Annotated in this window: 12 protein-coding genes and 1 pseudogene; 4 read left to right on the plus strand and 9 right to left on the minus strand. The window is 62.6% G+C overall.

Translation table 11 applies throughout. The annotated features are described in order from the left end of the window. Window positions 1-139 precede the first annotated feature (139 nt). Window positions 140-1,900 carry a trehalose-6-phosphate synthase gene (locus M727_RS0105780; protein WP_027151871.1) on the plus strand — a complete coding sequence of 587 codons (1,761 nt, stop codon included), beginning with the start codon at window positions 140-142 and terminating at the stop codon, window positions 1,898-1,900. After that, the gene (gene otsB, locus M727_RS0105785; protein ID WP_027151872.1) at window positions 1,897-2,658 is read left to right on the plus strand and encodes a trehalose-phosphatase; all 762 of its coding nucleotides are present in this window, start codon (window positions 1,897-1,899) and stop codon (window positions 2,656-2,658) included. The genes M727_RS0105780 and otsB overlap by 4 nt, the downstream gene beginning before the upstream one ends. A gap of 68 nt (window positions 2,659-2,726) precedes the next feature. On the opposite strand, the gene M727_RS0105790 is transcribed toward otsB, so the two are convergent. The 3 genes and pseudogenes from M727_RS0105790 to M727_RS0105800 all read right to left on the minus strand — a co-directional run bounded on the left by M727_RS0105790 (window position 2,727) and on the right by M727_RS0105800 (window position 5,667). Beyond that, entirely contained in the window at window positions 2,727-3,398 is a 672-nt protein-coding gene (locus M727_RS0105790; RefSeq protein WP_027151873.1) for an ABC transporter ATP-binding protein, read from the minus strand. Beyond that, a pseudogene (locus M727_RS35945) lies at window positions 3,395-4,635 on the minus strand (ABC transporter permease). Before M727_RS35945 ends, M727_RS0105790 begins: the two are co-directional and overlap by 4 nt. 6 nt (window positions 4,636-4,641) lie before the next feature. Further along, window positions 4,642-5,667: an efflux RND transporter periplasmic adaptor subunit gene (locus M727_RS0105800; protein ID WP_036261595.1), complete on the minus strand. Its 1,026-nt coding sequence runs from the start codon at window positions 5,665-5,667 to the stop codon at window positions 4,642-4,644. A 122-nt stretch (window positions 5,668-5,789) separates the two neighbouring features. Here M727_RS0105800 and M727_RS0105805 point away from each other — a divergent pair, with 122 nt between their 5' ends. After that, entirely contained in the window at window positions 5,790-6,482 is a 693-nt protein-coding gene (locus M727_RS0105805) for a TetR/AcrR family transcriptional regulator (RefSeq protein ID WP_027151875.1), read from the plus strand. A gap of 82 nt (window positions 6,483-6,564) precedes the next feature. Here M727_RS0105805 and M727_RS0105810 read toward each other — a convergent pair whose 3' ends face one another. Next, the gene (locus M727_RS0105810) at window positions 6,565-7,095 is read right to left on the minus strand and encodes a cupin domain-containing protein (RefSeq protein WP_245268483.1); all 531 of its coding nucleotides are present in this window, start codon (window positions 7,093-7,095) and stop codon (window positions 6,565-6,567) included. Between M727_RS0105810 and M727_RS42935 the strand changes: the two genes are divergently transcribed. After that, window positions 7,079-7,606, plus strand: a complete 528-nt coding sequence (locus M727_RS42935; protein WP_348627154.1) for a winged helix-turn-helix domain-containing protein — start codon at window positions 7,079-7,081, stop codon at window positions 7,604-7,606. The two genes, M727_RS0105810 and M727_RS42935, sit on opposite strands and share 17 nt — an antisense overlap. A gap of 60 nt (window positions 7,607-7,666) precedes the next feature. Here the strand turns inward: M727_RS42935 and M727_RS0105820 are convergent, their stop codons facing one another. The 5 genes from M727_RS0105820 to secG form a co-directional block, all read right to left on the minus strand. After that, window positions 7,667-7,969, minus strand: coding sequence for a DUF982 domain-containing protein (locus M727_RS0105820; RefSeq protein ID WP_027151877.1), 303 nt, complete (start codon window positions 7,967-7,969; stop codon window positions 7,667-7,669). Between the two features lie 341 nt (window positions 7,970-8,310). After that, window positions 8,311-8,850 (minus strand): DUF1697 domain-containing protein, encoded by a 540-nt coding sequence (locus M727_RS0105825; protein WP_027151878.1) that lies wholly within the window; start codon window positions 8,848-8,850, stop codon window positions 8,311-8,313. 33 nt (window positions 8,851-8,883) lie between these two features. After that, a complete protein-coding gene (locus M727_RS0105830) occupies window positions 8,884-10,521 on the minus strand; it encodes a CTP synthase (protein WP_084646645.1) in 1,638 nt (545 codons plus the stop codon). A 137-nt stretch (window positions 10,522-10,658) separates the two neighbouring features. Then, window positions 10,659-11,777, minus strand: coding sequence for a L,D-transpeptidase (locus tag M727_RS0105835; protein WP_027151880.1), 1,119 nt, complete (start codon window positions 11,775-11,777; stop codon window positions 10,659-10,661). Between the two features lie 211 nt (window positions 11,778-11,988). Then, window positions 11,989-12,447 (minus strand): preprotein translocase subunit SecG, encoded by a 459-nt coding sequence (gene secG / locus M727_RS0105840; protein ID WP_027151881.1) that lies wholly within the window; start codon window positions 12,445-12,447, stop codon window positions 11,989-11,991. Window positions 12,448-12,529 lie beyond the last annotated feature (82 nt).

Genomic DNA, 12,529 nt, shown 5'->3' on the forward strand with positions numbered 1-12,529 from the left:
TGGAACCAGCCGCGGGGCTGCAATTAGCGGAACCGATGGCCCGTCCGAGCGTTCCGACGCACGGCAGCTGATTAGCGGCTGCGAATTTCGAAAAACAAACAAAATGGCCACCGACCGGCCGGAGAAGATCGTTGTTCCCATGTCAGACTTTGGCATAGAGGTACTCTGGGTTCTAATCATTGCAAGCCTTGGCCTTTCCGCTGTTGCCCTGGTGTTCTCGATATCCCGCCGGCGCCACATACCTGCGGCCGCATCCTCCTCAGGCGATGACCTGGCTTCGGAAGCGGCTCGCACGGTGCTGCGGGAGTTTGAAAAGAATGGCCACTCGGCCGATGCAGCGCTGATCACATGGTCGCCCGACACGTTGCGCAAGATCCTGGCCGACGATCTGCCGGAGACGCAGGTGATCGTCGTATCCAACCGCGAGCCCTACATCCACAACACCAGGGATGATGGCATCGAGCTCCTGGTGCCGGCCAGCGGGCTGGTTTCGGCACTTGAGCCGATCACCCGCGCCTGTGCCGGCACCTGGATTGCGTATGGCGGCGGAACAGCGGACCGTCTCACCGTCGACGAGAACGACCGGGTCGAGGTGCCGCCCGGCAATCCGTCCTACACGCTGCGCAGGGTCTGGCTGACCGAGGAAGAATACCAGGCCTATTATCTAGGCTTCGCCAATGAAGGTCTGTGGCCGCTTTGTCATATCGCCTTCACCCGCCCGATTTTTCGCGCCTCGGACTGGCAGGTCTATGAGGCCGTCAACCGGAAGTTCGCCGATACGGTGGTTGCCGAAGCGCGCAACGAGCGGCCGATCGTGCTGGTTCAGGACTACCATTTCGCGCTCTTGCCGCGCATGATCCGTGAGCGCCTGCCCGAGGCGATCATCATTACTTTCTGGCATATCCCATGGCCCAACTCCGAAGTGTACAGCATCTGCCCATGGCGTGAACGGATCCTGGAAGGTTTGCTCGGCAGCTCCATCATCGGCTTCCATACGCAGTTTCATGCCAATAATTTCACCGAGAGCGTCGATCGCATCCTGGAAAGCCGGATAGAACGGGCGGACGCGGCGATCTCCCATGGCGGGCAAACGACGCTGGTCCACGCTTACCCCATTTCCATAGAATGGCCGGCCGAACTGCTGGCAAGATTGCCGGCTGTCGAGGAATGCCGTGCCCGTGTCCGCGAAAGATTCGGGCTGCCGGCGAACGTCAAACTGTGCGTCGGCGTCGAGCGCCTCGACTACACCAAAGGCATTCCCGATCGCTTTCAGGCCTTGGACGAATTGTTCACGCGATATCCCGAATGGGTAGGCAAAGTGGTTTTCCTGCAGGTCGCGGCGCCGAGCCGGGGCACATTGCCGGCCTACCGGCAACTTCATGACGAATGCCTTCGCCATGCCGAAGAGCTCAACCAGCGCTATGGCGGCGAGAACTACAGTCCCGTCCTGATGCTCGCCGAACATCACTCGCAGGAGCAGGTCTACGAGATCTATCGCGCCGCCGACATATGCATGGTCACCAGCCTGCATGACGGCATGAACCTGGTGGCCAAGGAATTCGTCGCGGCGCGCGACGACGAACAGGGCGTGCTGCTGCTCAGCACCTTTGCCGGCGCTTCGCGCGAACTCCTGGAGGCACTGATCGTCAACCCCTTTGATGCGACCATGATGAGCGAGGCGCTGCTGCAGGCGCTGACCATGGCACCGGACGAGCAGCGCGAGCGCATGCGCCCCATGCGCGAGATGGTCCGCGACAACAACGTCTATCGCTGGGCCGGCAGCATGCTGCTGGACGCTGCGCGCCTTCGCAAGCGCGGGGTGACCGGCAACGGCGAGCGGCCATCCAACAGCAACAACGTCGTTTCCATCTTCGAGCGGGCACGAAAGGCGGCGTCGTGACGGACCTTCGACTGCCGCTGGCCCCCGACCTGCCGGAAGGGCAATGGGCGCTTTTTCTCGATATCGACGGCACCTTGCTGGAACATGCCGCTCATCCCGACGCTGTCTTCGTCGGTGATGAACTGCGTCAGCTTCTCGGAAATATCGAGCGAAGGCTGGGCGGCGCCCTCGCCTTCATCACCGGACGTTCGGTCGCTGCCGTGGACAGATTGTTTCATCCCCTGAAGCTGCGCGTTGCAGGGCTGTACGGGCTCGAGCATCGGTTGAGGCCGGACGGTCAAGTCGACATTGCCGACGCTCCGGCGGATATCGCGGCTCTTGCCGACGAGATTGAGGCCGAATTGGGTGGACGCAAGGTCTATGTCGAGCGCAAGGGGCCGGTCTTGGCCATCCATACCCGCGCTGCGCCGCAACTGCTTGCCCGGGCAACGCAGCTTGTCGAACAGGCATTGACGCAGCTCCCGCCCGGGTACCGCGTGATTGCGGGAAACGCTGGCGTTGAACTCATGCCGCTGGAAGCCGTCAAAGGAGCTGCCATCCGGCGTTTCATGGAAATCCAGCCCTTTGCCGGCCGGCGGCCCGTATTCCTCGGAGATGACACCTCGGACGAAAACGGTTTCGAGGCAATAAACGAGGCCAACGGCATCTCTATCCGCGTGAAGCCGCGCGGGCCGACGGTTGCAAGCTATGGTCTCGACGACGTGACCGAGGCAATAGCCTGGCTCGAGGCCAATTTCGGCGCAGCGCGAGTGTCCTGATCGCGACCCGGTGATCATTGGACAGGCTCGCGCCATGCCTGATCCCATCAACGCCGATTGGTTTCGGTTCAGCCGATCTTCCCGTCCACGATGTGAATGCGGCGATCCATACGCGCCGCCATGTCGAGATCATGCGTAACTGCCACGACGGTCTTGCAGCGCTCGCGCACCAGATTCTCCAGGATTGCGAAGACCTGCTCGGAACTCTTGCTGTCGAGGCTCCCTGTCGGCTCATCGGCAAGGATAAGCGGCGGGTCGTTGGCGAGCGAGCGTGCTACCGCGACGCGCTGACGCTGGCCGCCCGAGAGTTGGTCAGGCCGCTTGTCGAGATGTTCGCCGAGCCCCAGGGATGAAAGCAGCTCACCGGCCCGTTCCCGCATCTGATGCCGCGCCAGACGGCCAAGCTTGCGCATTGGTATTTCGACATTTTCGCGCGCCGTGAACTCCGGCAGCAGAAAATGAAACTGGAACACGAAGCCCAGCATCGAAAGCCTGGTCCGCGCGCGCTCCCTTTCATTCATCGGCTCGGCGTCGCGGCCGCCTATTGTCAACGTCCCGGCGGTCGGCCGGTCGAGCAGCCCGAGCAGATAGAGCAATGACGATTTTCCGGAGCCGGAGGGACCGGTGACGGCGACGAATTCCCTTTCGTTGATCGCCAGCGTGATGTCCTTGACCAGCGTGACGGGAACCGTCTCGGGCAACACGCGGGTGAGTTTCTCGGTCTCGATGAGTGCGCTCATGACGCGCCTCTGATGATCTCGACGGGGTTCAGGCGCGCCGCACGACGCGCCGGCAGGTAGCCGGCCACTGCCGCCGAGCCCAGCGCGAAAGCCGACGCGATGACGTAGTGCATCAAGCTCCAGGCGATCGGCAGCCGGGTCATCTCCTGGCCGGTCGCGGCGATCTCGAAACGCACCAGCGACAGCGCATAGGTCATGGAGACGCCGAGCAGCCCGCCGAGCACGGAGCCGGCAGCGCCGATCGCGACGCCTTCCAGCAGAAAGAGCCGGCGCATGTCGGACTCCGGGAAGCCAAGCGACTTCATGATGGCGATGTCGCGCGCCTTTTCGTGCGTGATGGTGGAGATGATGTTGTAGATGCCGAAGCCAGCGACCAGCATGATCGCGCCGACAACGGTGTACATGATGACGTTGCGTACGACGAGCGCTTCGAGGATCGATTCATTGGCCTCCTGCCACGCCACCGCCCTGTAGCCCAGTTCGGCCTCGGCACGCTGCGCCACCGCCGGAGCGCGGTCAGGATCGTCGAGCTTGATGCGGATCTCGTTGATGGCGTTCGGACGCGCCGAGAGGATCTGCGCGTTTTTCAGAAGCACATAGGCCTCGCCTTCGTCGCGCGCGGTGGTGCCGGTGTGGAACAGGCCGGCGATCTTGAAGTTGCGCGACAGTCCCTCGGCAGAAACCGCCGTTATCGTGTCGCCGAACCCGGCGCCGAGCCGGCTCGCCATCGTGTCGCCGATGAGCACGTTGTTGCCGCCCGCGGCAAGCGCCGAAAAGCTGCCTTCGACGAAGTTTCCGACAATCGGCGACACGCCGGACTCGCGCTCCGGTTCGATGCCAATGATCGCCGCGCCGACTTCGCGGCTGGAAAAGCGGATCACACCCTGCGTTTTGAGGCTTGCCGCGAACCGACCGGGAATCCAGCTCTCCAGCCAGGAGGTCGCGGCGGTCGGGTTGATGATGCCACGGCGATCGTCGCGCGGCCTGAGCCCGGAAATCGCCACAGTCGCAAAAGCATCCTCGGCCGGTTGACGGCGGGCTGTGCGCTGCTCGTCGGTGATGTCGATATGCGGCATCGTGTCGACGAGCTGCCTGACGAAATCGTCTGCCCACCCTGCATCAGCGCCGCCATGGCAATGGAGAATCCGACACCGACCGCAACGCCGATCACGGCAACCAACGTCTGGCGACCGCGGCCGGCAATGTGCGTGAGGGCGATGTCGAAGATGAGCGGCATCGTGCTTCATCGCTCCTGGGCGCCGGTGATGTTGGCGCGCGCGCCGTCGGCGAGGTCGGCGGGATAGGGCGAGATGACGCGAGCCTTCTCATCGAGCCCCGACAGGACCTCGATGCCATTGGTGCCGCGAATGCCGGTTCGGATTTCACGTCGCCAGGCCTTGTCGCCTTCGACGACGAACACCTTATTCCCGTCCACGGCAACGGACGGGATCAACAGCGCATTTTTCGAAACGCGGATGACGATGTTCACGTCGGTCGACATGCCGATACGAAGCGGCGTATCGTCCGGCAGGCGGAAACGGACGCGAAAGGTCTTCGTCACCGGATCGCCCTTGGGTGTGATGCTGTCGACCACGGCTTCCAGGTTCTGCTGGCGGAACGCGTCGGATTTAAGCAGCGCGCGCTGGCCGACCTCGACCCGGGGTATGTCCTCCTCGTTGACCTCGGCGACGACCAGGAGCGGCCTCGGCTCGCCGACCCAGAATAACACCGTGCCGAGTTCGGCGACCTCACCCACCTCGCCGTCCTGCCTGAGCACGACGCCGGCGCTCGGCGCGCGTAACACGTAGGAGTCAAGTCGCGCCTTCTGTCCGGCGACCAGCGCTTCGATCTGGCCGAGCTCGCTCTGCGCACGATCGAGAGCCTGCTGGCTCGCCGCACGCCTTTCGGCAAGCACCGTCAGCCGCCGGAGCTCTTCCTGGGCAAGCGCTTGACGGGCCTCGAGTTCGCCAAGCACGGCCCGGGCCTCGCTGTCGTCAAGCCTGGCGAGCACGTCGCCTTGTGCAACCCTCGACCCCTCGCAATTGCATTGCTCGACGATCCTTTCGCGAACCACCGGAGTTACCTTGGCCCAGGTTCGCGGCTCGACGGAGCCACTCGCGTAAACGATTTCCGCCGCGTCGCCGCGTTGTGGCGTCACCACCGAAACCTTGGCCGGTTGCCACAGATACCAGGCGCCGAAAGCAGCCGCGGCCGCGACAACAACGATGCTGGCCGTCCAGCGTATCCGTCGCAAGAGACTCTCCTTCATGATCGAATCCGAATGTCCTGCGGTGACAGATAGTAGCACCAGACCGACCGTCGGTCTATAAAAGTTGCATAAAGCTCCGGTTCGTGCTCCTCTTGCTCCACCTGCACGTTGTGAGGTTCGATTTGCCCCGAGTGATAAAGTCGCCGGAGATACGATCCGCCGAGCTCCTCGACTGCGCCCAGCGGCTTTTCTTCGAGCGCGGCTACGACAACACGACGGTGAACGACATCATCCGCGAGGCCGGCGTGTCGAAGGGCGCGTTCTACCACTATTTCGCATCGAAAGAGGCCCTGCTGGAGGCGCTCGCCACACGTCTTGCCCGCGACAGCTTCACCGAGTTGCAGCCGGTGCTCAACGATCCCTCACTCGATGGGCTTGGCCGGCTCAATGCCCTGTTTGCCGGCTCGCGGCGGCTGAACGTCGAGCTTGCCCCGCAAATGCGCAAGACATTTTTCGTCCTGTTCCGGCCCGAGAACCTTGCCCTCTTCCATCGGGTCGACCAGGCGGCCAGGGAATTGGCCATGCCGATAATCACCGATCTGCTCAGGAAAGGCAGCGACGAAGGCATCTTCGACGTGCCCGACCCGGAAGCCTTCGCCGAGATGTTCTTGCAACTGCGGCTGATCTTTCGGAATGTAATGCACCGCGCCCTGCTGAAGGCCGAGCAGGGCAGTATCGACGAGGCGGCGCGGCTGCTCGACGATCGGCTGCGGCTCTACGGCATCGCGATCGACCGGCTTTTGAAGCTGCCCGATGGAACGATAGAAGCAGCGCAACCCGGGTTTGCCAGGGCTTTCCTCGAAGCAGGCCCGTAAGCCGCCGAGCCAGGTACCGCGCCTGACAGATCGCCGCAGCGACTCCGCGTGCTGCCGTGGAAGCTTTGCCGGCGCTTCCAGATCAGCGGGGCGTTGGTGAAAGACCTACACTCGCATTCTCTTCCGGCGTCGCGTTCCAGTAGCCATATGCCGCGGCAGTCTTCAGGAAATGCTGCATCGCATCGGCTGACGGAGGATCAGAATGCCTGCTTTCCCCGGTGATCGGCTTGCCGATTTCCCGGAAGAAACGGCCGATCGTTGACGTGCTGACGAGGATCATCACGGCCGGCCCGGTCGACAGGTTCCGAAAGGCGTGCTTCGCCCCGCCCGGCACGTGGAAAATATCGCCCGGCCGGATGGCTACCCAGACGAAGCCTTCCGGCGACTGCGAAAGCCCTTGGATCTCGCCGGACATCTGGATGAAGGTCTCCGGGTCGGCGTGGCTGTGCAACGGCACGACAACACCCGGCGGGATGGTGCCGCGCATGACGCAAGGCTCGTCATCGCGCGGCGGTGTAAGAAACTGGACCACAGGTCCCAGCACGTCGAGCATCTCGACATTGTATGGATCGACGAAATGCCCCGCGTGTTCGCTGATGGCAGTGTCGAGCATCGATCTCTCCTTCGTCATGCCGGCGTATTTGCCCATGCGCCGACAAGGGGCGCATAATGCACATCTGCTGTTCGACTGCCTCGCTGCGCAGTCGCTCGGCGAGCCCTTCAGCCTCAGGGAACTGCTTGCGCGCGTTCGCGCCGTGCTGCGGCGATCGGGGTCAACACGCCAGCAGTCGCCTGGCAAGAAGCCCAAGCGTTACCGCTTTGCCGGCTGGGAACTCGACATGCGGATGCGGCGCCTAAGGTCGCCTGTCGGCGAAGCGACGCCGCTGACCGCCGGCGAGTTCAACCTGCTGGCAGCCTTCCTGCAATTGCCGCAACAAATCCTGAGCCGCGAGCAGCTTCTCGCTGCCAGCAGGATTCACGACGAAGAGGTGTTTGACCGCAGTATCGATGTGCAGATACTGCGACTGCGCCGCAAGCTCGAGGTCAGCCCGAGCGAGCCGAAACTCATTGTCACCGAGCGGGGCGCTGGCTACGTCTTCGCTGCCCCGGTCGAAGTGCTGTGACTTTCGAGGTGCTGTGACTTTGCCGACGCCCCGTTACTGGCAGGGGCCAAATAGGAACGTTCATCGCCTCAGCGCATGCACGCTATCAACATTGCCGCCGCCTATCGGCAGAGCCATGTCGTCGTCGAGCAAGCGCGTGATGCGGGCGAAGCCGGTAAAAGCCTTCCTTGCTTCCTCTGCGGACATCCTGCCCGCCAGAGCCGCGGAGCAGCAATTCACTGCGCATTGGTAGACTGGCCCACGCCGGCCGATTGGCCATCTACGCAAGAACTCCATCGCTTCGGCTACGCTATCAATTTCTTCGGCAGGACTTTCCTGCCCGCGCGAAATCCGCACAGGCGTAAAGAATTGCAGGCGATCCATTGTTTCCTCCCGGTCGATCGCTATGTGCCTGATCGAACCTTTTAAACTTACTGTTGACCATGTGGTTTCCGGCAAACAGGGCCCGATGGTGAAAAAAGTCGGGCCAAAAACGAAGTCTTTCACATCACTCGACCGAAATCGAATCACCAAACGTGACAAGCGAAGCGATCAACCGTTACGCGCCGATAGGCGCGACTGTCATTGAATGCCTTTTGGGCAAGTCGGCAAATCAATCGGTTGCCAGTTCCCTCGCGTGAAGGCGCTCGACAGGGAAGACGGCGAGTTCCGCCGGAGCCGGCACGCGAAGGCTTGACACAAGTCGCCCCTTGTTTGGGGGAGATCTATGCCCCGACCATCTCGGCCAATTTGTGCACGGTGTTCCAGTTGCGCGAGGTGCCGATGCCGAGCCGTTTATGGCTTATCGCCGCCAAAAGACGCGAGCTTGGCGTCTCGCGCGAAAAGAAGATCCAGATGTCACCGCCGACGGCCTGCATCCGCTCATCCTTGCCGATATAGGCCTCCAGCGCCGCGACGGCCTCAGCGGGAACGGGCTTGCGCATCACGCGCACCGCTACCTGATCCGCGGCGGCAGCCGATTCGGCGGGAAACGGATTGCCGGCCGCAAGCTTCAACCAGTCATCTGCGCGGCGCACGATGATGTCGACATGGCGGCCGAAGGTCTTTTGGAACGCCGTCTCCAATCGGCGCTCCAGCGCGGCAATCTCTGTTTCTTTCGTTTCGAAAACCAGATTGCCGGTCGCCACCAGCGTGCGCGGGTCGTTCAGGCCCAAGCCTTCTGTCATGGCCCTGAGATCGGACATGACGACACGCCGCCCCTCGCCCAGGACGATGCTGTAAAGCAAAGCGACGTAGGTTTGCATGCTAGCCCGGATATCTCACGATAGCCTGTCGATTTAGACCAAGCGACTCTGCTCCACCGCCGCCTCGATGAAGCTGGCAAACAGCGGGTGCGGGTCAAGCGGCCGGCTTTTCAGCTCGGGATGATATTGCACGCCGATGAACCAGGGATGGTCGGGATATTCGACCGTTTCCGGCAGCACGCCGTCCGGCGACATGCCGGCAAAAACCAGGCCGCAATCCTCGAGCCGCTCCTTGTAGTCGACATTGACCTCGTAGCGGTGGCGGTGGCGCTCGGAAATCTGCGTGTCGCCATAGATCTCGGCGATCTTCGAGCCCCTGGCGAGGTCCGCCTGATAGGCACCGAGCCGCATGGTGCCGCCGAGGTCGCCGGTTTCCCTGCGCTTCTCCAGCATGTTGCCTTTCAGCCATTCCGTCATCAGGCCGACGACCGGTTCCTCGGTAGGACCGAATTCGGTCGACGAGGCATGCTTGACGCCGGCCAGCGAACGCGCTGCCTCGATGCAGGCCATCTGCATGCCGAAGCAGATGCCGAAATACGGCACTTTTCGCTCGCGGGCGAACTTCGCCGCAAGGATCTTGCCTTCAGCGCCGCGCTCGCCAAAACCGCCGGGGACCAGAATGCCGTGGACCTTTTCCAGCCACGGCGCCGGGTCTTCCTTCTCGAATATCTCGCTCTCGATCCAGTCGAGCTTGACCTTGACGCGGTTGGCGAGACCGCCATGCGACAGCGCCTCGATCAGCGATTTGTAGGCGTCCTTGAGGCCTGTATATTTGCCGACGACGGCGATGGTCACCTCGCCTTCCGGGTTGTGGATGCGTTTGGACACCGCTTGCCAGGGCTCCATCCGCGGCTTCGGCGCCGGATCGATGCCGAAAGCGGCGAGCACTTCCGAATCCAGTCCTTCATTGTGATAGGCCATCGGCACGTCGTAGATGTGCGGCACATCGAGCGCCTGGATGACGGCGCTCTCGCGCACATTGCAGAACAGCGACAGTTTGCGGCGCTCTTCCCTGGGGATGGGGCGGTCGGCGCGGACCAGCAGGATGTCGGGCGCGATGCCGATGCCGCGCAATTCCTTGACCGAATGCTGGGTCGGCTTGGTCTTCAATTCGCCCGCCGTTGGAATATAGGGCATCAGCGTCAGGTGCACGTAGACGGCGTTGTTGCGCGGCAGGTCGTTGCCAAGTTGGCGGATCGCCTCCAGAAACGGCATCGCCTCGATGTCGCCGACGGTGCCGCCGATCTCGCACAGGACGAAGTCATAATCGTCATTGCCGTTGAGAATGAAATTCTTGATCTCGTCGGTGACATGCGGAATGACCTGCACGGTGGCGCCAAGATAATCGCCGCGTCGCTCCCGCTCGATGATGTTCTTGTAGATGCGACCCGTGGTGATGTTGTCCTGCTGGTTGGCCGAGCGGCCGGTGAAGCGCTCATAATGGCCAAGATCGAGATCGGTCTCGGCGCCGTCATCCGTCACGAAAACTTCGCCATGCTGGTATGGCGACATCGTGCCGGGATCGACATTGAGATAGGGATCAAGCTTCTTGATGCGCGCGCGATAGCCTCGCGCCTGCAAGAGAGCCCCAAGGGCCGCTGCAGCGATGCCTTTTCCGAGTGAGGAAACCACGCCGCCTGTGATGAATACATATCGCGCCATGGGAGTCATCGCTTAACGCGGCCGAATTGATTCCGCCAGAGAAAAAACCGCCGCGAAGGCTTTTTCCCAAGAAGGCGCCCTGGTGATGCTCGAACCAAAACAAAAGGGCCGGCGAGGCCGGCCCTTTTGTTTGACCCGTCAAGGCGTCAGATGATGACGACCTTGGTGCCCACTTTCACTCTGCGATAAAGGTCCATGACGTGCTCGTTGATCATGCGGAAACAGCCGTTGGAGGAGCTCGTCCCGATCGACTGCGGCGCAATGGTGCCGTGAATGCGCAGATGGGTGTCCTTCTTGCCGTCGTAGAGATAGATGGCGCGCGCGCCGAGCGGGTTATCGCCGCCGCCGGGCATGCCGTCCTTGTACCGGCCGTAATTCTTCGGCTCACGCTTCTGCATGTCGAGCGTCGGGATCCAGCGGGGCCATTCCTGCTTGTCGCCGACGGCGACCGTGCCCTTGAACTGCAGGCCGTCACGACCGACCGCAATCGCATAACGGCGGGCGGTCCAGGAGGATTCGACGAGATAGAGGCGGCGCGCACTCGTATCGATGACGATGGTGCCGGGGCTATAGCCGGTGAACTCGACCTCTTGCGGCACGAACTCCGGCTTCACCTTGAACTGCTTCCTGGCTTCCTTGCTGGCGAGCGCGGCATCGAGGGCGCGGGTCTCGGGGAGCAGCGACATCGACGAGGACGTGCCGCCGAACAGGCCGGCGAACAGCCCGACGCGCTGGGGCTTCTGTCCGACCGGCTCGCTGCGCAATTCGCCGTTGTTGCCGGTCAGCGCGACGTTCATGGCCTCGGCGGGAATTGCCTCGGCCGACTGGATTGCGGCGATGGGTTGAATCGGGTCGATGATCTTGACCGGCCTGGCATCGGCCAGCCTGGCCTTGCCAGCGGACTTATCCTTCTTGACGAGGCCCTTCCTGGCAAGAAACGCCTGCCGTTCCGCGTCCGACTTGGCTTTGGCCGCCTCGCGCATCGCCAGCTTCCTTGCCTCGATCGCCTTTACTCGAGCAGACTGCTTGTCAGCCGCGATCTTGGCTTCGATCTTCCTGATCTGGGCAAGATCTGCCGCGCTCGGGTCTTTTTTCTTCTTGAGGAGCTTGAGTTGCGCCGTGTCGCTTTTGGCGGCGACGTAGACGAAGTCAGTTGTGACTGCGGATTTAGGGGCCGAATTGCCCGCCGGCATGGCCGCGTAAGCGGGCGCACCAAGGCTGAGCACGGCCCAAAGGCCGGCTAAAATGAAGCTGCGAAGCTGCATGGCGAAGATCCGATCGTTCAATGCTTGTTGCCACGGCGTCGCCCGGCGTCCCCCAAGGACCCCGAATGTGCCGCGCGCAATCTATAATCGATTAATCGGAGACGCCTCAAGCGCCCTGGCGTGCCGCGCCCGGTCGAATCCTCGTGATCGTGCGGCATTTGCCGCGACTGTGTTCAAACAACAACAGATCGCGGCGCCGGACGTCTGCTGATTACTGGTTTGGAACCTGCGGTGTTACTGGCGGGGTAGCGCCGTTTGTGGCCGGCGGCGTGGTCGCTCCCGCCGCTGGCGGTGCAGCGGGGGCCGGGGCTGCGGCATCATTGCCGGAAGGCGGTGTTGGCGCCGTACTGCCGGACGGCGGTGTCGGCGTCGTGGTGCCAGGCAACTGGTTGAGCACGCCGCCCCCACCGTTCGTCACAGGCACGCGATCGAGAATATCGATCGGCTTCTCGCCGTACCGGGCGACGATCGACAAGGTCAGCGAGGTGGCGAAGAACGCCGCCGCCAGGATCGCCGTCGCCCGCGTCAGCGCGTTGGCGGCGCCGCGTGCGGTCATGAAGCCCGATCCGCCGCCGATACCGAGGCCGCCGCCTTCGGAGCGCTGCAGCAGCACCACGCCGACAAGAGCGAGCACGACCATGAGGTGGACGACGATCAGTACGGTTTCCATAATTTATCCTGGCAAAGCCTTGCGCGGCCGCTGATACGACCGGTGATTTGGAGGCGGCTCAATACAATGCTTTGACGGCAAT

The organism is Mesorhizobium sp. WSM2561, from assembly GCF_000513915.1.
Taxonomy (GTDB): domain Bacteria; phylum Pseudomonadota; class Alphaproteobacteria; order Rhizobiales; family Rhizobiaceae; genus Mesorhizobium; species Mesorhizobium muleiense.

Bases quoted from the DNA above. Each gene is read 5' to 3' on its own strand.
- secG (WP_027151881.1), bottom strand. From the start codon at position 12,447: ATGGAAACCGTACTGATCGTCGTCCACCTCATGGTCGTGCTCGCTCTT.
- M727_RS0105800 (WP_036261595.1), bottom strand. From the start codon at position 5,667: ATGAAGGAGAGTCTCTTGCGACGGATACGCTGGACGGCCAGCATCGTT.
- M727_RS0105790 (WP_027151873.1), bottom strand. From the start codon at position 3,398: ATGAGCGCACTCATCGAGACCGAGAAACTCACCCGCGTGTTGCCCGAG.
- M727_RS0105820 (WP_027151877.1), bottom strand. From the start codon at position 7,969: ATGGATCGCCTGCAATTCTTTACGCCTGTGCGGATTTCGCGCGGGCAG.
- M727_RS42935 (WP_348627154.1), top strand. From the start codon at position 7,079: ATGGCAGTGTCGAGCATCGATCTCTCCTTCGTCATGCCGGCGTATTTG.
- M727_RS0105825 (WP_027151878.1), bottom strand. From the start codon at position 8,850: ATGCAAACCTACGTCGCTTTGCTTTACAGCATCGTCCTGGGCGAGGGG.
- M727_RS0105835 (WP_027151880.1), bottom strand. From the start codon at position 11,777: ATGCAGCTTCGCAGCTTCATTTTAGCCGGCCTTTGGGCCGTGCTCAGC.
- M727_RS0105830 (WP_084646645.1), bottom strand. From the start codon at position 10,521: ATGACTCCCATGGCGCGATATGTATTCATCACAGGCGGCGTGGTTTCC.
- M727_RS0105810 (WP_245268483.1), bottom strand. From the start codon at position 7,095: ATGCTCGACACTGCCATCAGCGAACACGCGGGGCATTTCGTCGATCCA.
- M727_RS0105780 (WP_027151871.1), top strand. From the start codon at position 140: ATGTCAGACTTTGGCATAGAGGTACTCTGGGTTCTAATCATTGCAAGC.